Source organism: Anaerosporobacter mobilis DSM 15930, assembly GCF_900142955.1.
Taxonomy (GTDB): Bacteria; Bacillota; Clostridia; order Lachnospirales; family Lachnospiraceae; genus Anaerosporobacter; species Anaerosporobacter mobilis.
This window is the reverse complement of the sequence record NZ_FRCP01000010.1, coordinates 69,926-95,082: the sequence shown is the minus strand read 5'-3', so window position 1 is coordinate 95,082 and position 25,157 is coordinate 69,926. Positions and strand designations below refer to the sequence as shown.

25 protein-coding genes are annotated in these 25,157 nt (G+C 33.7%); 5 read left to right on the top strand and 20 right to left on the bottom strand.

What is annotated here, in order from left to right:
• Positions 1 to 573 precede the first annotated feature (573 nt).
• From BUB90_RS10000 to BUB90_RS09960, 9 genes are all read right to left on the bottom strand, one after another.
• Entirely contained in the window at positions 574 to 1,812 is a 1,239-nt protein-coding gene (locus BUB90_RS10000; protein ID WP_073287007.1) for a tyrosine-type recombinase/integrase, read from the bottom strand.
• A 160-nt stretch (positions 1,813 to 1,972) separates the two neighbouring features.
• Positions 1,973 to 2,182 carry a hypothetical protein gene (locus BUB90_RS09995; RefSeq protein WP_242952522.1) on the bottom strand — a complete coding sequence of 70 codons (210 nt, stop codon included), beginning with the start codon at positions 2,180 to 2,182 and terminating at the stop codon, positions 1,973 to 1,975.
• On the bottom strand, positions 2,169 to 2,594 hold the full coding sequence (locus BUB90_RS09990; RefSeq protein WP_073287002.1) for a hypothetical protein: 426 nt from the start codon (positions 2,592 to 2,594) through the stop codon (positions 2,169 to 2,171). The genes BUB90_RS09995 and BUB90_RS09990 overlap by 14 nt, the downstream gene beginning before the upstream one ends.
• A 428-nt stretch (positions 2,595 to 3,022) precedes the next feature.
• Positions 3,023 to 3,574, bottom strand: coding sequence for a DNA adenine methylase (locus BUB90_RS09985; protein WP_073286999.1), 552 nt, complete (start codon positions 3,572 to 3,574; stop codon positions 3,023 to 3,025).
• 166 nt (positions 3,575 to 3,740) lie between these two features.
• Complete coding sequence (locus BUB90_RS09980; protein WP_073286994.1) at positions 3,741 to 4,856, bottom strand: hypothetical protein; 1,116 nt, start codon at positions 4,854 to 4,856, stop codon at positions 3,741 to 3,743.
• A gap of 284 nt (positions 4,857 to 5,140) precedes the next feature.
• Positions 5,141 to 5,416 (bottom strand): 30S ribosomal protein S18, encoded by a 276-nt coding sequence (gene rpsR / locus BUB90_RS09975; RefSeq protein ID WP_073286991.1) that lies wholly within the window; start codon positions 5,414 to 5,416, stop codon positions 5,141 to 5,143.
• 68 nt (positions 5,417 to 5,484) lie between these two features.
• Positions 5,485 to 5,928, bottom strand: coding sequence for a single-stranded DNA-binding protein (locus BUB90_RS09970; protein WP_073286988.1), 444 nt, complete (start codon positions 5,926 to 5,928; stop codon positions 5,485 to 5,487).
• Between the two features lie 18 nt (positions 5,929 to 5,946).
• Positions 5,947 to 6,234, bottom strand: coding sequence for a 30S ribosomal protein S6 (rpsF, locus tag BUB90_RS09965; protein ID WP_073286985.1), 288 nt, complete (start codon positions 6,232 to 6,234; stop codon positions 5,947 to 5,949).
• A 176-nt stretch (positions 6,235 to 6,410) separates the two neighbouring features.
• Entirely contained in the window at positions 6,411 to 6,599 is a 189-nt protein-coding gene (locus BUB90_RS09960; protein ID WP_073286982.1) for a DUF951 domain-containing protein, read from the bottom strand.
• A gap of 215 nt (positions 6,600 to 6,814) precedes the next feature.
• On the opposite strand from BUB90_RS09960, the gene trhA reads away from it, so the two are divergent.
• Together trhA and BUB90_RS09950 are read left to right on the top strand one after the other, a co-directional pair.
• On the top strand, positions 6,815 to 7,480 hold the full coding sequence (gene trhA, locus BUB90_RS09955; protein ID WP_073286979.1) for a PAQR family membrane homeostasis protein TrhA: 666 nt from the start codon (positions 6,815 to 6,817) through the stop codon (positions 7,478 to 7,480).
• 178 nt (positions 7,481 to 7,658) lie between these two features.
• Positions 7,659 to 8,663: an Ig-like domain-containing protein gene (locus BUB90_RS09950; RefSeq protein WP_073286976.1), complete on the top strand. Its 1,005-nt coding sequence runs from the start codon at positions 7,659 to 7,661 to the stop codon at positions 8,661 to 8,663.
• 81 nt (positions 8,664 to 8,744) lie between these two features.
• Here the strand turns inward: BUB90_RS09950 and BUB90_RS09945 are convergent, their stop codons facing one another.
• Positions 8,745 to 9,923, bottom strand: coding sequence for a PPC domain-containing protein (locus tag BUB90_RS09945; protein WP_073286973.1), 1,179 nt, complete (start codon positions 9,921 to 9,923; stop codon positions 8,745 to 8,747).
• Between the two features lie 153 nt (positions 9,924 to 10,076).
• Entirely contained in the window at positions 10,077 to 11,255 is a 1,179-nt protein-coding gene (locus BUB90_RS09940) for a hypothetical protein (RefSeq protein WP_139241740.1), read from the bottom strand.
• Positions 11,256 to 11,693: 438 nt separating this feature from the next.
• On the opposite strand from BUB90_RS09940, the gene BUB90_RS09935 reads away from it, so the two are divergent.
• Positions 11,694 to 12,584: a phosphatase PAP2 family protein gene (locus tag BUB90_RS09935; RefSeq protein WP_073286968.1), complete on the top strand. Its 891-nt coding sequence runs from the start codon at positions 11,694 to 11,696 to the stop codon at positions 12,582 to 12,584.
• Positions 12,585 to 12,662: 78 nt separating this feature from the next.
• On the opposite strand, the gene BUB90_RS09930 is transcribed toward BUB90_RS09935, so the two are convergent.
• The 9 genes from BUB90_RS09930 to BUB90_RS09890 all read right to left on the bottom strand — a co-directional run bounded on the left by BUB90_RS09930 (position 12,663) and on the right by BUB90_RS09890 (position 22,903).
• The gene (locus BUB90_RS09930) at positions 12,663 to 13,481 is read right to left on the bottom strand and encodes a M23 family metallopeptidase (protein WP_073286964.1); all 819 of its coding nucleotides are present in this window, start codon (positions 13,479 to 13,481) and stop codon (positions 12,663 to 12,665) included.
• Between the two features lie 62 nt (positions 13,482 to 13,543).
• Positions 13,544 to 14,491: a SpoIID/LytB domain-containing protein gene (locus BUB90_RS09925; protein ID WP_073286961.1), complete on the bottom strand. Its 948-nt coding sequence runs from the start codon at positions 14,489 to 14,491 to the stop codon at positions 13,544 to 13,546.
• A gap of 313 nt (positions 14,492 to 14,804) precedes the next feature.
• Positions 14,805 to 15,401 carry a recombination mediator RecR gene (gene recR, locus BUB90_RS09920; RefSeq protein ID WP_073286958.1) on the bottom strand — a complete coding sequence of 199 codons (597 nt, stop codon included), beginning with the start codon at positions 15,399 to 15,401 and terminating at the stop codon, positions 14,805 to 14,807.
• A 96-nt stretch (positions 15,402 to 15,497) separates the two neighbouring features.
• Positions 15,498 to 15,851 carry a YbaB/EbfC family nucleoid-associated protein gene (locus BUB90_RS09915; protein ID WP_073286955.1) on the bottom strand — a complete coding sequence of 118 codons (354 nt, stop codon included), beginning with the start codon at positions 15,849 to 15,851 and terminating at the stop codon, positions 15,498 to 15,500.
• A gap of 79 nt (positions 15,852 to 15,930) precedes the next feature.
• Positions 15,931 to 17,514 (bottom strand): DNA polymerase III subunit gamma/tau, encoded by a 1,584-nt coding sequence (gene dnaX / locus BUB90_RS09910; RefSeq protein ID WP_073286952.1) that lies wholly within the window; start codon positions 17,512 to 17,514, stop codon positions 15,931 to 15,933.
• A gap of 78 nt (positions 17,515 to 17,592) precedes the next feature.
• Complete coding sequence (locus BUB90_RS09905; protein WP_073286948.1) at positions 17,593 to 18,672, bottom strand: 6-phosphofructokinase; 1,080 nt, start codon at positions 18,670 to 18,672, stop codon at positions 17,593 to 17,595.
• Positions 18,673 to 18,836: 164 nt separating this feature from the next.
• On the bottom strand, positions 18,837 to 19,901 hold the full coding sequence (locus BUB90_RS09900) for a PTS transporter subunit IIC (RefSeq protein ID WP_073286945.1): 1,065 nt from the start codon (positions 19,899 to 19,901) through the stop codon (positions 18,837 to 18,839).
• Between the two features lie 161 nt (positions 19,902 to 20,062).
• Complete coding sequence (locus BUB90_RS09895; RefSeq protein WP_073286942.1) at positions 20,063 to 20,575, bottom strand: transcription repressor NadR; 513 nt, start codon at positions 20,573 to 20,575, stop codon at positions 20,063 to 20,065.
• A gap of 93 nt (positions 20,576 to 20,668) precedes the next feature.
• Positions 20,669 to 22,903, bottom strand: coding sequence for an ABC transporter substrate-binding protein (locus tag BUB90_RS09890; RefSeq protein WP_073286939.1), 2,235 nt, complete (start codon positions 22,901 to 22,903; stop codon positions 20,669 to 20,671).
• A 209-nt stretch (positions 22,904 to 23,112) separates the two neighbouring features.
• Between BUB90_RS09890 and BUB90_RS09885 the strand changes: the two genes are divergently transcribed.
• Complete coding sequence (locus tag BUB90_RS09885; protein WP_073286936.1) at positions 23,113 to 23,793, top strand: response regulator transcription factor; 681 nt, start codon at positions 23,113 to 23,115, stop codon at positions 23,791 to 23,793.
• Positions 23,787 to 25,088, top strand: a complete 1,302-nt coding sequence (locus BUB90_RS09880) for a sensor histidine kinase (protein ID WP_073286933.1) — start codon at positions 23,787 to 23,789, stop codon at positions 25,086 to 25,088. Before BUB90_RS09885 ends, BUB90_RS09880 begins: the two co-directional genes overlap by 7 nt.
• Positions 25,089 to 25,157 lie beyond the last annotated feature (69 nt).

Sequence of the window (25,157 nt, the reverse complement as noted above, 5' to 3'; positions counted from 1 at the left end):
TTTAGATAATATGTATAATACTATTATATTAATAACACACTTTCATGTTTAAATCAACCATAATTTTCGCATATTTTCGGAAACTGTATTTTTATAATAATATTTTTCTTTACACAATTTAATCTAAAATTACTATAAGGCTGCTCTTAGGTAATTACTAATACCCACGAACAGCCTCATATATTTACTAGGTTTATAAACCATGCAGACTACTTTATGTATAAAAATTAGTTTATACAATATATATACTAAGCTATATACCATATAGAAAATAGATCAAAAAAACCGCTACACGATTTTCATCATGTAACGGTTAGCTTTTATTAATCCATAGTGTATGGCATTAAAGCGAAATCCCCTCCCAACTTTCTATACTGCTTTATCTTACTCCATTATCTATGTTTTAAAGGGTTTCTATAAATTTCTCCTATTCATCTTTTGTTATCATGTATTATCTTTATATATTCTTTTTGAGTAAACTTTTGAGTAAATCAACTTTACTTATTATGAAATCACTACTGGTCAATACTAACTACCAAATTACTTACATATCTCTTTTACAACATATATTTCTTACCAACAATTCATATATTCACGCATAACTATTTCTTGGCTAATATGCGTATAAACCTCTTGTGTTATTTTTGTATTACTATGTCCCATTAATTTGCTTACAATGCTAGGAGACATCTCTTTTTCATATGAACGTGTTGCAAACGTATGTCGTAAACAATGAATAGTTGTACTCTCTGGTATTAGTATTGCATCTCTTTTTTCTTCCTCTGCTTTTTTTCTCTCATTAATATTACATTCCTTAATTATTGCTTTTAAACTTTTATTCAAGGACTCATCAGTTATAACCGTTCCCCTAGATGTGGTAAATAAGAAATCACCACAGTCTTCCATCCTGTTCTTATATTCATCATATCTGCATATCTTGTAATCTCTATTTACATCCCACTCATTCTTCATCTTGATATAGTTCTTTATCTCATCAATTACCTCTTTCTTTACATATACTACTCTGTTACTATTCTTGGTCTTGGGTGGTACTACAAAATGCTGTTTCCTATTGCTTTCTATTGTGTCATAACTCACTGATTTATTAATATGAATACTTCCTGTATTAAAGTCTATATCATTTATCGTTAATGCCCTTGCCTCCCCTGACCTTAAACCAGTATTAAGAAGAAGGAGAAGTAATGCTTTATACCTATAGTACCTGCCCGTAGATATATAATTTAATAAATTTATTTCCTGTTGTAACGAAAGTGCTTCTCTTTTCTTTGGTTCTTCCTTTTTTATCTCTCTCATAACTCCAAGTGTAGGATTACTACTTATGATTCTATTATCTACAGCCTTTTGAAATGCCCTACTTAACATACTATTAAAATATCCAATCGTCCCCCTTGAAAGATTACACTTATTTCTCAGGTCACCATAATATTGAACTATATCTAATTGTGTTATGTTATTTATTCTTTTTTTACCAAACTCTACTGTCATATATCTTGCAAAATAGTTTGTATAGTTATTTATGGTTCGTTGTCCGAGATTTGTACAGTAGTGATTAAGAAAAATCTTATACCATTCTTCTAATTTATATTTTTTATTGCCGTATTCTTTTTCTTGTACAATTTCTGCCTCTAATAGTTTCAATCTTTTTTTAGCTTCATTTAATGTATTATAATACTCTAAAATCTTTTTCCCATTCACCATTTTCCTTAAACAATATCTTCCATCCGCTCTTTCTGATATATTAGTTGGCATAACACGATTATTACTGTCTCTTCTCTTTACACTCTTATTCATATTACACATTCTCCTTATACTCACATTGTAATTGTATGATTTTAACGCTTATCCTTTTTAGTTTCAAGAAGACTATTAATTATCACTACTAATTATGTACTAAATTAGTAATCTTACTAATTCCAATCTACTTATTATGCTTATAAATTCACATTACTTATTATTCTGAAATCTCGTCCATATACCCTTTGACTCTATTTACATTCCATAATACCCTTTTTCCCCAGTCGATTCTTGCTTCAGCAGAGTGCCCAATCTTAATAGCTGTCTTTCTCCCACAACTAAGGAGTAATTGCAACTCTTCCGTTGATACGGCTATTTTATTTTGCATATCCATCATTTGTTTAGTTCCACTATTAGTTTTCTTCACAAGCATCCCCTCCATCTATTAAAGGTGAGTATACTTTTAAGAATTCTAATTCATTATCAAGTCTATTTTTGATGAACCAACATTCCATGTTTTCCATATCTGCTACTCTAGATAAATATGCTGAGATTTCCTGCACTTCTAATATATCTTGAGTCACTTCAACTGTTGAAGGAATTACAACTACATAAGTTTTATCCTTATTTATACTTACAATTTCATTTAGAGTTCTAATGTAATTTCTTGTTTCCTCTGTTTTATCTTTGTTTGATAAATCATAAAAGATAACTTTATCTATAGGTTCTATACATTTAAACAGTTCCTCTGCTTTTTTATAGTAATTTAATTTATTCGCTTCTATTTTACTAATATATATTACTATTGCTATTCTGTTTATATTTATTATTTTAAACATTATAAACCACTCTCCTTCAATTAATGACTATTATGTTTTTAATCAAAAACTGAAAGTAGATTCTATAACATCTCTATTTTCTCATATTCATTACGATTCTATAATAATATGTATTTTTTAAATTAAAATACATTTTCTCCCACTATTTTTCTCTTATTACCCCTATATATTTCCACTTCCACAAACGCTTTCTTAAATCCCCTTTCTACTTTCAGTTTTGTTATATAATATTCTGCTCACTTGCATCTAAAGTTCCCCTATCTAATCCATTCTAATGTTGTTCCATCCACTTATACCACTTACAATTCTCAATATATTCTTATCTCTGAACTTCAGATGCTTAACATATTTCTATTAAATTTTTTTACATTATCTCCTTTAGTATTTATACTAAAAGTGCCTTTAATAGAGCTATTGTGTTTACTTAATTAGCACGCTTTTCTATTATTTTGAAATATCATTGCTCTTGCATAATTATCTAACTTGTAATTTATCCATACTATTTCTTGTGCTTTTGGTTTTATAGGACTTGGAGACGAATACTTATAGGTATTGCCGGCTATAATAATTTTCTCCCAACCCTCTCCTAGCTCCTTATCATATAACTCGTTATCATAGCCAGAAAGAACAATTTTACACTTAGCATCTCTTATACTATGAATTAAATTAACTTGGTATTGGTTATTACATTCATAACTATAAACATCCTTACAAATCCTAGTTTCAGCTACGTATGGAGGGTCAAGGTACACTACCGCATTTTTATTGTCCGTTACCTGTCCGAGTAACTCTATCGCATCCATGTTTTTAGTTACAACACCTTTCATTCTTTCTATGACAGGTAATAAACGCAGGTTCTTTTTCTTGTATAGATATGACATTTCATCTTGAGAATAGTTTTTTTCCAGTGCTCTGTAATTTTTTCCAATTGCATTAAATGATTGCGTTATGATTACATAGGTAGAAATTGCCAAATCCAAATCACTTATACCACTTTTTATGCTTAATTTTTCTTTAGCTAAATTAAAATTCTCCTTACTAATTTGTCATTATTAATTTTTGTTCAATACTAACAAAAACACCCTCTATATACATAAGTAACTAGAAGGTGTTTTGTTTATTTATAACGTTAAAATAATAGTTTTATTACATACCAAATTTATCAGCTATTAAAGTATTAAGATTTGCATAAAAATCTTCTACTGCAGTTGTAATTTCGTTCTTAGATTTTACAAGTAGATCTACATATTCTTGAACAATACTTCTTGTAATTGGTGCATCAAATTGCTCTTCAGAATTATCACCAACATTTACCGTTGTATTATTTGTTGTATTGTTTGTTGTATTCGTATTATTGTTTGTATTTGTACCAGTCTTTGTATTTGTCGTGTTAGCGTTTGTTGTGTTAGCGTTTGTTGTGTTAGCTTTTGTTGTGTTAGTGTTTGTTGTGTTAGCATCTGTTGTGTTAGCATTTGTTGTATTTGTATTGGTGTTTGTTTTAGTAGCATTTGTTTTGTCAGTAGTGTTTGTACTAACTTTTTTATTATTAGCATCATCGTCTTCTTCATCAGCTAAGAATTTCATATATTCATCAACTGCACGTCCGTCAATACGATTTTCCGCATCACCTTTATAGTAGTTAGCAACTTTTTTCTCTTTATCATATCCACCAACAATAGCTGCATCCATAAGTTTTACATACATATCATAGGAATGTTGTGTTGTAATCCCATCAGGGAATTCTGCAATGTGTTCTTCAAATTCTTCTGCACGGTCTAATAATTCATCTAATGTAACTCCTAATTCTTTCTCATTCATATATGGTTTTTGGTGGTTCTCATACATTAGTTCTAAGAATTCTTCTACTTCATCAGAAACGTAATTTTTATAAGCATATAAACGTTCATAATCTACGTCTTCATAAGTATCTTCATATCCTATTATACCACTAACTAATTGATCTGCTTCTGCTTCACTTGCATTTGTGATGTTTTCGCCAATGAATCCATATACCTTTTCACGATCAGTTTCGTTTTTTAATAACGTATTATATTTGTCTAGAATACCACCGGTTTCTTGATTACCTACATTCTCCTCTACTTTTGTGTCATTAGGAGTATTATCTCCTGTATTACTCCCCTCATTTACTGCGTTGTTGTTATTTTTTACATTTTCTTTTTTACTACTACAAGCAGTAACACTTATCATTGCAACAATTACCATAAGTGCAATCATGCTTTTCTTAAAACGTCTTTTCATCATATTTTACCTTGTCCTTTCTTAAGGCAGATTTAATTCCCTTTTTTTACTATTGTGAATCTGCCACCATAGTATTACTAAAATATTGATAGAATATCCAATGAAAACTGTTTCATAATGATTAAAATCAATTATGAAATCGTTACTATCATTATCTCCATGGTTTTATAAACTATGCGGACAATTTTATGCAGTGAAAAATTAATTAAAAACAAACTAAGTCTTATGTATATAGTAGCATAAAAAAACCGCTACACGATTTACATCATGTAACGGTTAACTTTTTATTAGTCCATTGTATATGGCATTAAAGCGATATGTCTAGATCTCTTAATTGCTACTGTAAGAGCTCTTTGGTGTTTTGCACAGTTTCCTGTAATTCTTCTAGGAAGAATTTTACCTCTTTCAGATACATATCTTTTTAATTTGTTGACATCTTTAAAATCGATACCAGTATTGTTTTTGTCAACACAGAATACACATACTTTTTTTCTTCTACGTCCGCCTCTTCTCTTCATTGGAGAATCAGCTCTATCGTTTCTATCATTCTTATTGTATGGCATAACACAACCTCCTTATCCAAATTTTATACATAATCATGTATATATATAGTTTTAACTTCTAAGTCATATTAATTAAATGGTAATTCTTCATCAATACCATCAGGGATATTCATGAATCCATCGCCAATTGCTTGGCTTGGCTCAGGTCTTGCTGCTGCTTGTTGGAAACCGCCAGATTCACTAGCTGCTGCCTTGCTTTCTGCAAATTCCTGTTCTTCTACAACAACTTCTGTTGTGTAGACTTTTTGTCCATCCTTATTCGTATAGCTACCAGTCTGTATACGACCAGTTACGAGTACTTTCGTTCCTTGTCTGTAATACTTCTCTGCAAACTCTGCTGTTTTACCGAATGATACACAACTGATAAAATCTGCTGTTTGTTGATCACCATCACGTTTAAATCTTCGATCTACCGCGATTGTATATCTTGCTATAGCAAGTGAACCTTCCCCTTGGGAATATCTCACTTCAGGGTCTCTTGTTAGACGGCCCATTAGGATTACTTTATTCATAAAGGAATTCCTCCTTCTTTATGCGTCTTGTCTAATGCATAAATATCTGATAACAGATTCCATGATACGAACTCTTTGTTCGATTTCTCTTGGAGCTGTTGGTTCAGATTCGAATTGGATGAAGTAGTAGAAACCTTCTTTCATTTTTTGAATTTCGTAAGCTAATCTTTTCTTACCCCATTCATCAACGTTAGTAACTGTACCACCAAATCTAGCGATTAATTCTTTCACTTGTTCTACAGCTGCTACTCTTGCATCATCTTCGATTTTTGCACTAACAACTAAGGCTAATTCATATTTGTTCATAGTTGCTTGCACCTCCTTCTGGTCTTTGGCCCTTTTCTTTTTTAATACATTAAAAAAGAGCAAGGATTAATTAATTTTAAATATATCACAATTTATGATTTTAACATACTTGTACAACTTATGCAACTTTTTTTTTACAAATTTGCTTATTTGACCCCTTGTTTATAGGTTTCTTCTTATTCTTCATTCTTTTTACGGATATTCCGTATGTTCTTCTCAACTTGTTTTCTTGGTAACATAACCTGGTGCCCACACCCCATGCATTTTAAACGAAAGTCCATACCTACTCTAAGGATTTCCCACTCACTACTTCCGCATGGGTGCTGTTTCTTTAATTTAACAATATCACCAATATTCAAATCCATAATATTAACAATACCCCTTTCTAAACGAATTCCTCTTTCATATATAGTAAAATTGATTTAATTACATTAAGTGCAGTCATTATATCATATGCATAAATATTTTCCTATTGATTTTTAATTTATATAGGTGTAATATACATATTATCACATGTAGTTATCAATACTATATGTGAGGTTATTGTTAAACTCGACACAGGTTATGGAGGCGTTTTATTATGAAGAAATTACACTTAAAAGATCCCGCTAGTGCACTTACACATATAATTGGTTCTGCTACCGCATTACTTATATCTATTCCATTACTAATACAATTAGCAAGAACTTCAGATTCTCTGCACCTTATATCGCTTGGTATTTTTAGCTTTGGTTTAGTTCTTCTATATACCGCAAGTTCATTATATCATTCTATTAATTCTACAGAAACCATTAACCGAAGACTCAAGAAGTTTGATCACATGAGTATCTCCATACTTATAGCAAGTACGTATACTCCAATTTGTTTAATTGTACTTGGTGGTCGTACCGGTTGGACGTTATTTATTGTTATCTGGGCAATGGCTCTTGCTGGTATATGTCTAAAAGCGTTTTGGATATACTGTCCACGCTGGGTATCCTCCGTAATATATATTGCTATGGGTTGGATGTGTATCTTCGCTTTTCCACAATTATTAGCCAAATTATCTGGTCCTGCTTTTGGTTGGTTATTAGCAGGTGGTGTTATCTATACGGTTGGTGGTGTCATTTATGCATTAAAACTTCCCGTTTTTAATAGTATTCACAAAAACTTTAACTCTCATGATATATTTCATCTATTCTGCTTAGGGGGTAGTTTCTGCCATTTTGTACTCATGTACTTCTATGTGGCTAAGATGACAGTATAATAATTTTATTGCTAGAAAGGCCAATATACATTTGTAATTGGTCTTTTTTTATATAAAACATAATGTTTAACAATTATTCTACAAAATTACTTATTTAATGCAACCTCTGACTTGTAATGTCAATTTGAGTATAGTATAGTAAATAATGGATAAAATTATTTAAAGTGGAGGAAATGTTATGAGAACAAAACGAACTAAAATTTATTCACTAGTATTAGCATTTTTAATTTGCCTAACCACAGTATTCACTAACACAGATACTATTCAGGCTGCCCAGAAAGAGTATGATATTTTATTAGAAGAAGAGGGCACAGCAGTAGCTAATACAGAACTATCTTATGATTTTACAGTTGATACAAATACAAATATATCCTTATATTTCTATGTTCCAGATGTATTAAATTGTGACGTAAGTATATATGATAGTGCTGGTGACTTATATGGTGACAGTGTTATCTACAGTACTGATTGGTATTGGTATGAAGATGCGGGCCTCTATTGCTATGGACTTACTTGCGATAATATGCCCTCTGGAGATTATAATGTAACACTTATGTTTGATACAGATTCGCAATTTTTATTTGATATTGATGCAGAAAAGATTCTAGCAACAATAAGCGATAAATCTGCAACACTATCCGTAGGTTTTACGAAAAAGTTAAAGGTTGATAATACCTCAGAATCAGTAACTTGGTCATCAAGTAAGGCTAGTGTTGCAACGGTAAATAGCAAAGGTGTTGTTACTGCTAAAAAAGCAGGAACTACTACAATTACAGCAAAGACAAAAAGTGGTCAAAAATTGACTTGTAAAATTACTGTAAAAGCTAATACATACAAAGAAACTAAAATGACAACTAGTGATCTATATTACGGTAACTGTGGATTACAAGTGTACAGTTCCTCTTATGCTACAAACGGTGATTTAGTACTAAAATGTAGATTTGTTAACTATTCGGGTTATAAAGTTACTGAACTAAAAAATGTTAAAATTACCTTTAAAACAGATGCAGGAAAAACAATTGGAACTTATTCAACAAAATCTATGAAAATGAGTGTTTCTCACGGTTCTACAAAAGATTTCACTCTAACAATTAAAAAAGCAAACTTAAAAAACAAAAAAGCAGATCTTCGTAATGCAACATATTCTTCAAGCGGAAAATTCCAATATAGTTATTATTACTAATAACTTAAACGGTCAATATAATTCTGACTATGCAAAAGGAACTAGGCTTATCTGCCTAGTTCCTTTTGTCTTCTATATCCACTATCTCTTAGATACCTTTATTGAATAATTTCCTGACGCCTTTTTATCACCTTTGTAAACACGAATATAATAGGTTCCTTTTGGAAGAGTCGCAGATGTAAATGTCTCAAGTGACGTTGTTCGTTTATAATCTGCACCACTAATATTTACGTCGACAGAACCACCAATATTGGCACTTGTTAACTCCACTTTAATTCCAACGGATGAGGCATTTCCCGCTACTGTAAGGTTTAATTTTGTTGCTTTTGATAACGTGAACTTATACCAATCGGCTGACGAAGTCTTATCTTCTGTAAGAAGTATTCCTTTTCTCTCTTTTCCAATAGTCAACGTTTTAGCATTGGATTTTTTCGTTCCGCTACTTTCAGTGACCCCTGTGATTTTACTCTTAATACGATATTTTTCTGATGAAGTTTTAACTTTAATGTAGTAAGTAGCACCTTTTTTTACTGCAAAAACTACTTTTCCAGAAGAATAAGTAGTATTCGTATAAACTTCCTCGGAAATTTCCTTTTTACTACTGTTACATAGAGTTATATAACTTGAACCGGAATCAGATAGGTATTCTGTACTTATAGAAATATATCCTGTCTTTGATGGAGTATACTTGTAATAAATGTTATTACTGTCATAGTTAAATGACTCATATTTATATCCATACGCTGTTGTATATGTATTATCTTTTAAGGTACGGTTTTCCCCACTAAACATTTGAGAACTAAATAAATATGCTCCTGCCTTACTAAATTTCACATAATATGTACCTGCTTCTGGAAAAAATGCCTTTCCATTTTCTCCGTATACGCCTGCTTGTAATTGTTCTGAAGATGAAGATATATAAACCGAATAACCTGCTTTTTTTGTACAACTTTCATCTGTGAATATTGCAACTTCACTAGAAATATTTGTAGCTACGTAGAAATCCAAATACCCCTTAGCTGGAATATCAATTGGTACTACTTCATTTTCTACAGTAGTTTCAATTGAATATGTAACAATTTTCTCTAAATCCTCTGTTGTTCCTGTTGTTATTAATACCGTTGATAATTCCGCAGTCTCTGCATCTGACTCATCGTATATCGTCGCTGCTTGAACATTTAATGGTCCCAAAATACTTGATACCATTAATGAAAGTGCTAACAATAAACTACACAAAACTTTTTTAAATTTACTAATCATTGTTTAATTCCCTCCTATTTAACGTCTAAATTTCCATTTAATATGCTATATTTGTATAATTATATAAACATATTATATAATATAGCAAATCTTCCATTAATTATCAATAGTTATAACACTATCTATTCAAGTAAATAGTATCAATTTTCTATTCTACTTACTGCGTACGCCCACACTATAGGTAGCATTGGTTTTTGCAGATGTTTTAGATACTTTAATATAGTATGTTCCTTCTGGTAGTTTTTTCGTTCCATCCATGACGTAATAGATAGTACTAACTCCGCCATCCACATTATTTGCAGGATAGAAGTATCTAGATCCCCAACTTGTTCCCTTGGTATCATAAAAGTCTATCTTTAATCCACCACAAGATACCATTCCCACCACATCTACAATTGTTTTTCTCTTCTTGTCGTTGGTAAACTTAAACCAATCTGCTTTACCAGACTTCTCAGTTGATAATGCTAGGGCATTTACTATGGCACCATCTACTTTTAGAGTCTTAGCCTTTTGTTTGCTAGGTCCGCTCTTATCTGTAATTCCTTTGAACGTCTGCATTACATATGCGAAATAAGAAGGTGAGGTCACTTTAAGATAATATGTTCCCTTCGATACTGCGAACACAAAAGTATGGTCCGTATCCGTTGATTTGCACTCACTTGCAATCGCTTTTTTCTTACTATTGCATAAAATCACGTTACCACCTTTAGAAGATTGCATGTTGAAGGAAATACTTCCTGGTTTACTTACCGTTACTTTATAATAGATTGGTTTGTCATAGCTTAAAAATGCAGTTACTACTTGTTTCCCACTAGATAAAGTCTCATTACGAGAATTTACATAGAAAGAGCTAAACTTGAAATAATTAAAGGTCTCCTGTTGCACAGTAGAATCCATTACCGAGAACTTGATATAATACGTTCCTGTTTTCGTAACGTCTAATTCTCCATAATAGGTATCATAGTTATAGTAATCTGCCATCTGTGTACATGCTGCATCCGTATACACATCCAAATAATATGACTTTTGATCTTGGTATTCGTTCTTAAAGTCGTATATGTAATACAGTCTACCTTTTTCATCTAACGTTATGGGTACAACTACACTCTGACCATTAGGAACATCTACATAATAACTTTTATAGTTAGGCTCTTCTAGCGTTATATTTAACTCATTTGTTTCAAATTCTGTTACTTCGTAATTTGTATCCGTGTCAATAATTGAACCGTTTGCAGTTGTGTCTGTCATCTCAGTAGCCAACACCTTGCCAGCTGGTAATGCTATACCCACACATGCCAATACAATTAATAACACCCTTGTTAACTTTTTCATTCCCTTACCTGCTTTCCATTTATTTACAAGTAACACTATAGCAAATGAATTCTTCTTTTTCAATCAAGAAAATCTAGGTATTAATCCCTAGAATAAACAAAGAGCCATACGCATAAGAAATACACCAAATGCGATGGCCCAGTTATACTATATATTTGAAGCAACCAACTAATCTCGTACGTTAACATAGCAAAGAAATACGTTTATAGGCCAGGACAATACTCTACCTTAGCCATTGTAAATAAAATCGGTTGCGTGTTGTCAATATGTATCAATTCAACAATTACACATTATGCAGAAGCACTATACAGAAATTGCGCATTATCAGATTGAAGCTTTTATTCAACCGACTCCTTTGCTATAATAATAGTATACTCAATTTGAAATAATATGTGCTTAGATATGTAAATATAATTCATAAATCTATGGAGGTATCAAATGGAATTTTTAAAGGTATTAGAATCTATTCGTACCCCTCTTCTTGATCGTTTGTTTCTTCTACTAACGTTCTTTGGAGAAGAAGTACTTGTACTTGCTATTATTTGTTTTCTCTATTGGTGTTATAATAAACGCCTTGCGTATCGAATTTGTTTTTCTTTTTTTACTTCGGGATTACTAGTTCAGACGCTAAAAATCACGTTTCGAGTACCAAGACCCTGGATTAAGGATCCTTCTTTTATTCCTGTAGAAAAGGCAGTTAAAACTGCAACGGGCTATTCTTTTCCAAGTGGACATACACAGTGTGCAACTGCTCTTTATAGTACATTTGCATGGAATACAAAGAAGACTCGTAATCGAATTATTTGCTTTATCATTATATGCAGTGTTATGCTATCACGTATGTATCTTGGGGTACACACCGTGGCAGATGTCTTTGTATCCTTTGGACTTACTTTACTTCTTTCCTTGGGAACAAATTATCTCATTACTCGATTTGAACTACTTGACAAGAATTATAAGATTACTGCAATCCTATTAAGTATCATCTCAATAGCAGTTGCCGTGTATTCTCTTATTCTGTTACAAGGTTCTGTAATTGATTCAAAATATGCTTCAGATTGTTGTAAAGCGGCTGGTGCAGGTATAGGTTTCTCACTCGGTTGGTATATAGAATCGACATACATTCATTTTAATGAAAAGTCATCTTATCCTTCAAAACAAATTGTTAAGTTTTTAATTGGTATTGGTATTGCTTTGTTATTAAAAGTAGGTCTAAAGGTAGTTCTTGGAGCTTCAATACCCGCCGATATGATTCGCTATTTTCTTCTCGTATTATGGATCACAGTGGCTTATCCATATCTTCTGAAACGATACGACTCTAAACAATAGGTATACAGCACATATAAAGAAAAAGGATTATCATACGATTTTATTTCGTATAATAATCCTCTTACTTTATTTTTCCTATTAACGTAATAATAACATTGGATTAACTGTTTCATCCTCTAATAATACTTCAAAGAATAAATTAGTTCCTTCTTTTACATAGTATTTTGTTGGTTTTGCAATTGTACCGATTGCAGTACCCTCTGAAACGGTTTGACCTTCTTTAACGTTTAGATTTTCATCTAATTGCCCATAGATTACTTTGTATCCATCACCAATTGATACAGTGACAGTGTTTCCAGTCTCTTCATTGTAAGAGATATCGGATACAATTCCTTTTGCAGCATTAAGTACTTCTTCTCCGACTTCCGCCTGAATAATAATAGCTGGATTACACTTATATTGATCTAGTGTTTGAAAATATATTACGCTGCTCATACTATAATTCATGATAACATTACCATCAACTGGCCAGAGTAATCCCTTTTCCTCGTTAAATGTTAAATTGGTACTTTTACCGCTTGTTGCAACTGCACTGTTCTCTTCTTGTGCATCTGCTTGTTCTTGTGTGGTAACTGCATTAGATTCTGTCTCTTTTACTTCTTCTGCATCTTGGATTTCTGCATCTCCTGTTAGATCAGAAGGAACATCTGCATCAATACCTGCTACATTTTGTTCATTCGTTAAATCTGAATCAGCAACTTCTGTATTCTGGCCATCTTTAACCATATCTTCTGTTTGATTGTTTGAATCATTCAAATCTACAACATTATCTTTATCGTTACTAGTAAGCATACTTACGTACACAACGCAGATAATGCATAATGCACATATACCAGTAAGTAAAGACACATAAAAGCCTTTGGCTTTTAGAAAGTCTGGAACATTCTTTTTACTCACATTCATCACCTCTAGCAATATTCTCACCAGAAATGAAAGTTTTATACATTGGCATTCTTAATTTATTGTATATATTCTACTACCTGAGTTTGTGTAAAATAATATTCTAGAATTTCATCATATTTATACCCTTGTAAAGCCATAAAATTAGCACCATATTGACTTAATCCAAGTCCATGCCCCTTACCTTTACATATAAATCGTAGCGAATCCTCATATGTTTCTATATAGAAGTTCGTACTATTCAATTCAAAAAAGTTTGCAAATTCATCACCTGTTATTGATTCGTCTCCTATTTGAATAGATTTAATATATCCATCCTCATCGCGTTTCTCAATATCAATGTCATCTTCTAGGGAATCTTTTGATACATTGCAATCTGGATAGACCTTCTTTAACTGCTCTACCACTGTTTCTTTGGGAATACTACTGATTTTCATGTAGTCTGTACTCTGTACATCTCCTTTGCTTTCAACAGAAGCTAAGTATGCAATATCTTCACCGATTGCTTGTTTGGAACTTCTTGTCATTCCAATACTAACCGGGTGGAAAAGCGGAATAATTAAATCGTCATTATATGTAACCACCATATTGTTTGTATCTTCGATCGCCTTCAATAACTTTTTTTCATATTGATCTGCGTTCTCCTCTCCCCAGCTAACTTTGGCTGCATTTAGTGCTTTGTATTGTAACCCAATATCATCTGCTTTGAGGGAATTGGTCTCGTTTTTCTTAGCTACCACATATACATACGTACGTAATATCGTTGCTTGAGCCTTCAATGTCTCTAACTCATATGTTACTGGTATATCTGCTGCCATTGCCATCATAATATATGTATCGAGAGAATATTCTTTATCTACTCCGTTTTCTTCTACACGAATACGAATTGAATCGTTTTTTGTTCCACTTGATTTAGAACCTTTACCTGATAATAGATATGTAATGCCACATGGTATCAGTAATATAATGAGAAGTAGTATCCCTAGTCTACATACTTTCTGTTTCATACACCTACTCCTTGCAAAAAATACTCATAATAGTATATGCCGACACGGAAGTCCTAGTTGCCTAAAAGACGCATTTTTTAGCTGTTTATTTTTCCTTAATATCTTTTTTATGTTTGTTTTATGTTTGACTCATGAATTTTTTTATATTAATTTTCTTTTTATGGTTTGTCCATACTCCGGTCACAACTGCTTGATATAATAATACTTGCAAGAGATTTTCATACATTTGAAATACTCCCCCCCTCTCATTAACAAAAAAAAAGAAGATGCACTCGGATTTGCATCTTCTTTTTTTGTGCATTTTAATGCACTTTTATAATTCTGTTCTTCCTTCTAACGCACGAAGCAGTGTAACCTCATCAATATATTCTAAGTCTCCACCTACTGGTACACCGCTGGCAATCCTACTAACTTTAATTCCGGTTGGCTTTATTAACTTACTAATATACATCGCCGTAGTTTCTCCTTCTAGGCTTGAATTGGTTGCTATAATGACTTCATCTACCTCCCCTTGTAGACGTAGCATTAACTCCTTCAACTTAATATCTGATGGTCCAATTCCAAGCATTGGAGAGATTGCACCATGCAATACGTGATAAATCCCGTCATATTTTTGGGTTTTCTCATATGCCGCTAAATCTCTTGTATTCTCTACCACCATGATCTGTTTATGATTTCTCTTCTCGCTTGCACAGATTGGGCATACTTCTTTATCCGTTAATGTGTAACAGCTTGTACAATACCTGACATTATTTTTCGCTTCGGTAATAGATGCCGATAATGCTGCTACTTGATCCTGTGGCATATTAATTATATGAAAAGCCAAACGTTGTGCTGTCTTACCACCTATTCCTGGTAATCTTGATAATTGTTCTATTAATTTTGTTATTTGACTACTATAATAATCCATGTTTACACCATGCTACCTTCCTACTATATAAAAAAGGCACAAAGTTTCGATTTGTAAGAAACATTCATGCCTTTTATGCAGTATTCTAATTCTTTATTAGAATGGGAATCCGCCGCCTAATCCGCCTAGACCGCCTGCAATTGAGTTCATAACTTGAGCTGATTCTTCTTCCATCTTACGTAATGCTTCATTCGTAGCAGCTACAATAAGATCTTCTAACATCTCAATATCATCTGGATCAACAACTTCCTCTGATAGTTTAACAGATACAACTTCTTTTTTACCTGATACTTTAACAGTTACAGCTCCGCCACCTGCAGTAGCTTCCCATTCTTTTGTTTCTATTTCCTTTGTCTTTTCTTCCATCTGTTTTTGCATCTTTTGCGCTTGCTTCATCAGATTGTTCATGTTACCAGGCATTGCTCCTGGGAATCCACCTCTTTTTGCCATATTAATATTCCTCCTATTTACTTACTACATTCTAGTTACTTAATTCCTACTTCATATCCGTTATAATACTCTTAAGTAGTTAATTTTCATATTCTATATCAATGTTTTTGAATATCTTTGTTAAATCAGGAAATTCATTCGTCTTCTCATTCCCTGAATCAATAAGCTTCGTGCGTATAGCGACTCTCTTACCAATCTTCTCAGCAATGGAAGCTTCGATTGCTTCTATACGTTCCTCTTTCTCTACATAATCCTTATCTACAGCTTCTGTAAATATAAGAATTAATTGATTGTCTGGTCCAATACTAAGCTTAGCATTCAACAGCATTGGCTTTAAAGACCCCGAAAGCCCGCCTATAATTGCTCTCCAATTCTGTACCACTTGTTTAATATCTTCCGATACTGCTTTCTCCAGGTCTTCCATGGAGATTGATGGTGTAGCATCTTCCTCTTGTTCTATCGGTGCAACTATATTGCTGTTTGGTCCACCATTTGCTACAATCTGTACTCCATTTTGTAACTGTTTTTCTATTTGATTTAACCTGTCCAGTATAGAGTCATAACTTCTTTCCATCTGTGGTTTACATAATTTTATGACTGCTATCTCAACAAGTACACGTTTTTGTGATGCATATTTAACTTGATTCGAAAGCTCTGAAAAAATCCTAATATATCTCATTAAAGTATCTACTGATATATTCGTTGCATTCTCTTTTAATTCTATTAGATTCTCTGATGATATGTCAATAATATCTTCTGCTGCCTCCGATGTCTTAACCAATAACAAATTACGAAGGTACCAGGTGAAGTCTACTACGAACTGTCCAAGCTCTCTACCTTCAATGATAAGTCTTTCGATAAGCTCTATGCAATCAGTAACCTTACCATCAATAATATGACGCAAAAGAGTCGAAAAAACCTGTGTATCAACAGCACCAAGTACCTCAAGCACATTATCATAGGTTAGTTTCTCACCAAAATAAAATGCCATACATTGATCTAACAAACTTAGCGCATCACGAAGTGCTCCGTCTGCTGACTTAGCAATGTAACGTACTGCCTTTTCCTCAGCTTCTACTTGTTCTTTCTCTAATAACTCATACAACCTGTCTGTGATTATATCAATGGTAATTCGTTTAAAGTCATAACGCTGACATCTTGATAATATTGTCACTGGAATCTTGTGAACTTCCGTTGTCGCTAAGATAAATATAACGTAAGAAGGAGGTTCTTCTAATGTCTTAAGAAGGGCATTAAATGCTCCTGCTGAAAGCATATGAACCTCGTCGATGATATATACCTTATAACGTCCCCTTGTCGGTGAATATTGTACCTCATCAATAATATCACGTATATTGTCAACACCATTATTAGAAGCAGCATCTATTTCAATTACGTTCATGGAATTCTGATTATTAATTTCCTTACACATGCTACATTCATTGCATGGATTACCACCTATTGGGTTTTCACAATTGACTGCCTTGGCTAAAATCTTAGCTATGGTTGTCTTACCAGTTCCTCTTGTGCCACAGAACAAATATGCATGTCCCACACGGTCAGATTTAATTTGGTTTCTTAATGTTGTTACTATATGATCCTGACCTTTGACATCACCAAACTCTGTTGGTCGGAACTTTCTATAAAGGGCAGTATATGCCATACCCTGCACATCCTTTTCTATTACTTTATTATCCTATAATAACAAAAGTAATTTGTTTTTGCAATTAACGATTACTTACTAATCTCCAAAGTTAATACCAATGCTCTTTGCCTCTTTGATAATGGAAGCGTTTGGATCAACCATTTTTAGTTTACCAGCTACTTCTTCTAATGGAACGGGAATAATCTCTCCATCACGGAATCCTACCATATATCCATATTGTTCCTTCTTGATTAATTCTGCCGCTGCTGCTCCTAAGCGAGTAGAGATTACGCGGTCAAATGGACATGGTCCACCACCACGCTGTGTATGTCCAGGTACTGTAATGCGAATCTCTTGTCCTGTTTTTTCTTCAATCTCTTTACCAATCTTATAGGAGATAGAAGGGTAAGGTGAATTCTTATATTTTGTTTTTCTCTCTTTCTTAGAAAGTGCTGCGTCTTCTACAGAGATTGCTCCCTCTGCAACTGCAAGAATAGAGAATTTCTTTCCCTCCGCAGTTCTTTTCTCTATTGCCGCTACTACAGAATCAATATTATATGGTATCTCTGGTATTAAGATAACATCCGCACCTCCAGCAATTCCAGCATGTAAGGTTAACCAACCAACTTTATGTCCCATTACTTCAACGATAAACACTCTACGGTGAGATGCTGCTGTTGTATGAATACAATCAATTGCATCTGTTGCAATATTAACCGCGCTTTGGAAACCAAACGTAATGTCCGTTCCCCAGATATCATTATCAATTGTCTTAGGTAATGTTACTACATTCAACCCTTCTTCTTTAAGAAGATTTGCTGTTTTATGCGTTCCATTACCACCTAAGATTACAAGACAATCTAATTTCATCTTCTTATAATTGTCTTTCATTGCCTTAACCTTATCTAATCCGTTCTCGTCAGGAGTACGCATATATTTAAAAGGTTGTCTTGAAGTTCCAATGATTGTTCCACCCTCTGTTAGAATTCCAGAGAAGTCTTTTGGTTTCATTTGTTCATAGTTTCCATAGATTAATCCCTTATATCCTTCTAATACACCATATATCTCAATCTCATCAGATCCATATGCTTCATATAATGATTTTGCAACACCTCGCATGGTTGCATTTAAGCTTTGACAATCTCCACCACTTGTTAACAAACCAATTCTCTTCATATGCAACTCTCCTTTTTGTTTTCTTGTGACTAATTATACTATAGTTAAATCTATTTTCCAATGAAAAATAGAATATCGGGGTCAATTGTAAAAATAAAGACCTATGAAACAGTATTTACTGCTTCACAAGTCTTATACGTAAAATGTATTTACCTCTACTGCATCTACACCTCTAACTTCATATCTCCGAATTTGATATATCCTTTCTTTCTCATAAATTCAGAAATTAATATTACTAAAATTGCAGGTAAGATAAAATGCATTAATGCAATTTTTATTAGTACAATGGTTGCGCCTTCTGCCCCTACCATAGTCTGATATGTCATGATTTGCCCTACAAACCCAGCTGTTCCCATTCCAGAACCTGCTGCATTATTGGTCATCTTGAATACCATGGTGGATAATGGTCCTAAAATAGCACTTGCAATAATTGCTGGTAACCAGATTACTGGCTTTTTAACGATATTAGGAACTTGTAACATACTTGTTCCTACACCTTGTGCAAGAAGTCCGCCCACTTTGTTTTCACGATAACTTGCAACGGCAAAGCCAATCATGTTAGCGCAACAACCAACTGTAGCTGCCCCCGCTGGAAGTCCACTGAGACCAAGTACAAGCCCAATTGCGGCTGAACTAATTGGTAAAGTTAAGAACATACCCATTAATACAGATACGATAATTCCCATGATAAATGGTTGTTGCTTAGTCCCTATTTCTATTAAATCACCAAGTCCAATCATGAATGTGGAGATTGGAGGCCCTACTAATAACCCAACCACACTACCAGAGATAATTGAACAAAGTGGTGTAACAAGAATATCTATCTTCGTCTTCCCTGATACCAGATGTCCTACTTCAATACCTATGTATGCAGCAATGAATGCACCAAGTGGCTCTCCTGGTTTAGCTAGGTTGACTGCTCCTTCAACAATTAATGTTCCCTTAAGGATTTCACTTGCATAAGCTCCAACCATACCTGCTGTCGCTGCTGACAATACTACCAATGGACTTTCTTTGAATTTATATGCTACACCACATCCAATTCCTGCACCTGTAAGCACAGAAGCAACTGTTCCTAACACCGTAAGTGTATTACCGATATCACCGCCAATTAAAGAACCTAATTGCTTTATGATCGTCCCTACAATTAATGTCGCAAACAAACCAAGTGCCATACCACTGAGTCCATCAATAAAGATACGATTCAAGAGTTTTTTTATTTTATCCATTCTTCTAGATCCCCTTTCCTTTTCCTATGTAAATACAGGTGTAAACTTTTTAGTTACAGCTGTCTTGTCAATCATAAGTAATGTATCATAGAATAAAAAAAATAGCAATGATAAATGTGTATTTCATTTATCATTGCTATTAAGCATCTTGTTCTACATCCTTAGATTAAATACCCTTTTTCCCTTAATGCAACCTCTATATCATCTAAGATATTCTCACTATCTGCTTCTACTGTATGAAGATGTGTCCCATCTGTTAGTTCCTTCAAAGGAACTGTCTGCTTTTCATTAACTTTATTAACAAAGTCATATACGTCTTTACGATTCGATATAATTAAATCTGTCCTAATTTCTCCGTAGATATCATGCATTACAATGACATCCAAAACTTTACCGCCATGATCTACAATGGTACATAATTCATCCTCAATTAAATTATTGGTATGTTTCACCATAAAACAGCGATTTACCTTCTTTGCTTCTTGGTAATACAAGAGATATCCCTTTGTTGTAGATAATATATTCTTATTCACTGCCCTAAGCAATGCAATATCCTGTACAATGACCTGTCTGCTAACACCAAGTTGTTTAGCAAGTTCTGTTCCTGAAATCGGCTCTTCTTTTCTATTCTTTAAGATAGAAATTAGTTTTTCTCTTCTTTCTACACCCTCCATGATTATCCCCCTAACGTATACTAATTAATAATGCTACTTTTATTAGTTAGATTATATCTTCTTTTAGTTGTATTTTCAAGGAGTAATGCCTTTCTACTCAGATAGATATAAGTTTAACTCATTACCGATTTTGTCCGCACACTCTTCCATTGATGTTCCATTTACTATAGACTCACTGAATTGCTCTTTTATTACCTCTATAACCCTCTCATCTATACTCACACGGTTATCAACACTTCTACAAATCTGCGCCAATAGTTCTCTATCATCTTTACTGAACCAAGGAATTTCGAACATTACAGACTCTCCATCTTCATTCTGAATTCCTGTATAGGCGGCTATATCACGCTCCAAATCAATGAACTGATCAATAGCTTTGTTATTAACCGGAACACCCTCACTATAATCTTTTGTTTGCATCTCTTCTGATAATAATGACTTAATGAACTCTTTTGCTATATCAGGGTATTTAGTACTCACATTAATTCCAACTTCAATAACGCCCTTATAAGCATTATCATACGATTCTATAGAACCATTTTTAATGAAGTTCTTAATAGCAACCTCAAAAGTCGAATTGTATAATCCCCCTATGTTCGTTAACGTGGCTTGCATACTATATGGAAGGCTAAATACATTATTCATACCACCATTGGAATACTCTGTTACACCATCAATGTTATTGTATAGGTTCTGAGCTTTTGTCAAAAATTCTAATAACTTATCGTAATCAATTACCTTCTTTCCATTTTCTTTTGAAATTATAGTACTTAACTCTGTTGGCAAGAAACTAGATATTAAATCTTGTGGTGTAATTTCTCCTATCAAAGGTCTCTTCCAGGTTTGTTTTGACGCCTCCACTAACCCATCAAAGGTCTTGGCCATGTTAACGGTATCTGATCTACCAACTATAATATATGGCGAGATTCTAGTTGGAACAGTAAATATATGTCCGCTAGTATCATAAGAATCCATAACTGTTGATAGAAGTTCCCCTGAATCAACCATTGGTTGTATAATATCTTTTAGATCTAACAACACTGATTTACCAATATAAGAATCAACTGGAAGCCCATCTGTCACAAGGATATCTGGTCCGGAACCTGCAAGTAGTTGCGTGTTTAATGCCTTAATATAATCTTCAGCAGTCGTAGAAGAGTTACGGTCCATTGCTACTTCTATCGTTACCATTACCTCCGGATGTTCCTTATTGAACGCTACCGCAGCTTCTCTTAACACCATGTCATCTTTTAATGTATATACGGTAATATTCTTGTTTGGTACAGACATAGTATCTTTATCATACTGATACTTCGCTAGATAATACCCAGAACCATCTAATCTGTATAATACATAATAGTTCTCTTCATGATCCTGATACATATCAATTAATCCAGCGGAAGGCATGTACATAGTATTTAATTCACCAATTACAACCGTATTCCAAAGCGATGTCCCAACTGTTAATACGTGGATCCCCTCTGTATCTAACAAAATAATATCTCCATCTTCATTCGTACTCAGTTTTGGCTCATAGCTCTCTGTACGTCCTTCGTATGTATACGTTTGTACAGGCTTGGAATAATCCTCTGTATCTATACTGGCAACACCTGTTATATACCCTGTCTCATAATTTCTTTGTACCATAAAAACATTCTTATCTGTGATTGTTGCGGAACTCATCTCATTAGAATCTACTGGAAACGAGGCTTTTTCCTCTTTAGTTTGATTATCATAAACAATTATCTCCGAATTGAACTGAGCCATGATGTCCCCATTGTTAAGCACTTTCACATCTCCTGGCAAATTATAATATGTTACACTATTACTTTCTTCTGCTTCATTCCAACCCTCAAAGGTTAGGTAGGTTCTCTCTTTTCCATCTGTAGTCATACACAGATATGCCATTCCTATAGAACTATCATATTGATTATAATAAATGTATTGCCTTCCCTGTTTGTCACTAAATATATCATTAACTGTAATAATGGGGTCTGTAAACTTTTCTTCATCTTGTAGTGAAATATCTTGTAACCACTCAGGTGAATCCTTAGTCCATTTACCGTTTTCTTGCATCTTATATATATTAATATTTACTTTATTATTCTCTTCTTCCGATGCATATATAATTGGTAATCCATCTTCTGACTGTTCCATCTTAATTGCACTGCCACTCTCTAGTTCTTCAGGAATTTCAACGGTTGTTTCTACATACCTCCCCTTAACATTACCGACTTCCTTACTATCCTTTCCACACCCTGCTAAGATTGTGGTAGTAAGTATAGATACCATTATAATCGCACCTAATTTCTTTTTTAACTTACTCATTAATTCCCCTACTCCTTTCATAGTCTTACGATTTTGTTTCTTATTAGTGAATGATTTTCATCTTTCTGATTCCATCATAGTATTCTTTTCTCTAAATAACCTTAAGGTTTTAATAACTATTCATTTATATACATATATGGTAACATAGTTTTATAAATAATGAAATTACGCAGAGTACCAAGCCTTATGAAAGGAGCATGTTTATTAATATGAGAGTGTTAATGATTGAAGATGATAAAGAGTTATGCAATATTTTACAAATTGAAATGATAAAGAATCAGTTTCTAGTAGATTTCTGCTATGATGGTGAAGATGCAGACTTCTATATTAATTCCAATGCCTATGATGTTATTATTCTGGATCGAATGCTTCCTGGAAAAGATGGCATTAGCATACTACGTGAAATTCGTTCCAAATCTAATTCCACCCCCGTCATTATGTTAACAGCCATGAACACTCTACATAACCGTATCGAAGGGCTTGATCAGGGTGCAGACGACTATCTTACTAAACCTTTCGAGATGGAAGAATTGTTCGCAAGAATTCGCGCATTAGCTAGAAGAGTAACAAAATTAGAGAACACCAATCTCCTTGCCTTTGGTGACATTACACTAGATACAACTAATTTATGTATAGAACATAACGGCGAAAGTTGTAACCTATCCAAGAGAGAATCAGATTTATTAGCATTCTTTATCCGCAACAGGAGTACAACTTTAGAAAGAGAATTACTACTTATGCGTGTTTGGGGAGCGGACTCTTTTGTTACAGATGGAAACTTAGATAACTTTATTCACTTCCTACGAAAACGCCTTAAGAGTATCCATAGTCAAGTTACATTGAAAACCGTTCGAGGTGTAGGCTATCGTTTGGAGGAAAATGAATGCTAAAGGAATTAAAGAATCGCCTTATTGTCTTTTATGGCTTAAGCACAACTGCTATATTAGCGGCTGTAATGATTGTAGTATTCATTATAAATACTCTTCAAGAAAAACAATACCAACGTAATCTGTTTCAGAACAATGTGACTCAGATTGTGGACCAATTAACCAATACGAGTACTATCAAAACCAAATGGCTTATTCAGTTTCAAGAATCTAATAACCTCCTTGTCCGCATTGAGGACAATGGAGTTGTTATTCCTGCTTACTTTCAGATCCATACTAAGACAGATCAATCTGAATTGTACGAGACCCTCGAAGGTGAAATTGCTTCTGAAGGTATGATACTTGATAGTACTGTTTTTTCAAACCGTAACTATACAAGTGATATCTATAAACTTGGTGGTAGTTTTGATGAATCCTATCTAGGATGCGTTACTTCCTTTGTATCTAATGATAATGCACGTTTAATTTATATTATTAAGATACTAGATCAACCTGGCCTTAATACCTCGTACCTAGTCCTTCGCTATGGTTTATTAACCCTAGGTGGTTCTTTCTTACTCTTTTTATTCAGCTTTTTCTTTATCAATAAAGTGGTCAAGCCTGTAGAGGAAGGCCAACAAAAACAAGTTGAGTTTATTGCTGCTGCATCCCATGAATTACGTTCTCCTCTTACTGTAATCCGCACAGGAATTTCTACCATACGTAAAAACCCAGAGAAGTCCGACTCCATATTCCCTCACATTGAGAGTGAAAGTGATCGAATGGTTAACCTAATTAACGATTTACTACTGTTAGCCGCATCCGATGCTAAAACTTGGCCTCTCTCCATAGATTCTGTTGACGTGGAGATCCTATTAATTGAGGTTTATGATACTTTTTGCTCCTTGTATAATGAACAGAAGATACCGATTGAACTTAAGCTTTGTGATGATGTTCTCCCCCTCGTAATTGGAGACTGTGACCGCATCAAACAAGTTCTGACTATATTAATGGATAATGCACTTCGCTACACGGATAAAAACAAGGGCATCTTATTACGTGCTTATAATTCCCATAAACGTAACCTTAATCTCGTTATTGAAGTTGTTGATTATGGACCTGGCATTCCTGATGAGCAAAAAAATCATGTCTTCGACCGATTTTATCAAGCAGATTCCTCCAGAACAGATAAAAAACACTATGGTCTTGGACTTAGTATCGCCAAAGAATTAATCTTAAAGCATGGTGGAACACTACAAGTACTAGACACACCAAATGGAGGCGCAACTTTTCGAATCCATTTGCCAAGTCAAGGATAGCTTACAGCTACTATGAGTAACGTATTTTATCATTATAGTAAGGCTTGTATACAAAAAAGAGTTAAAAAC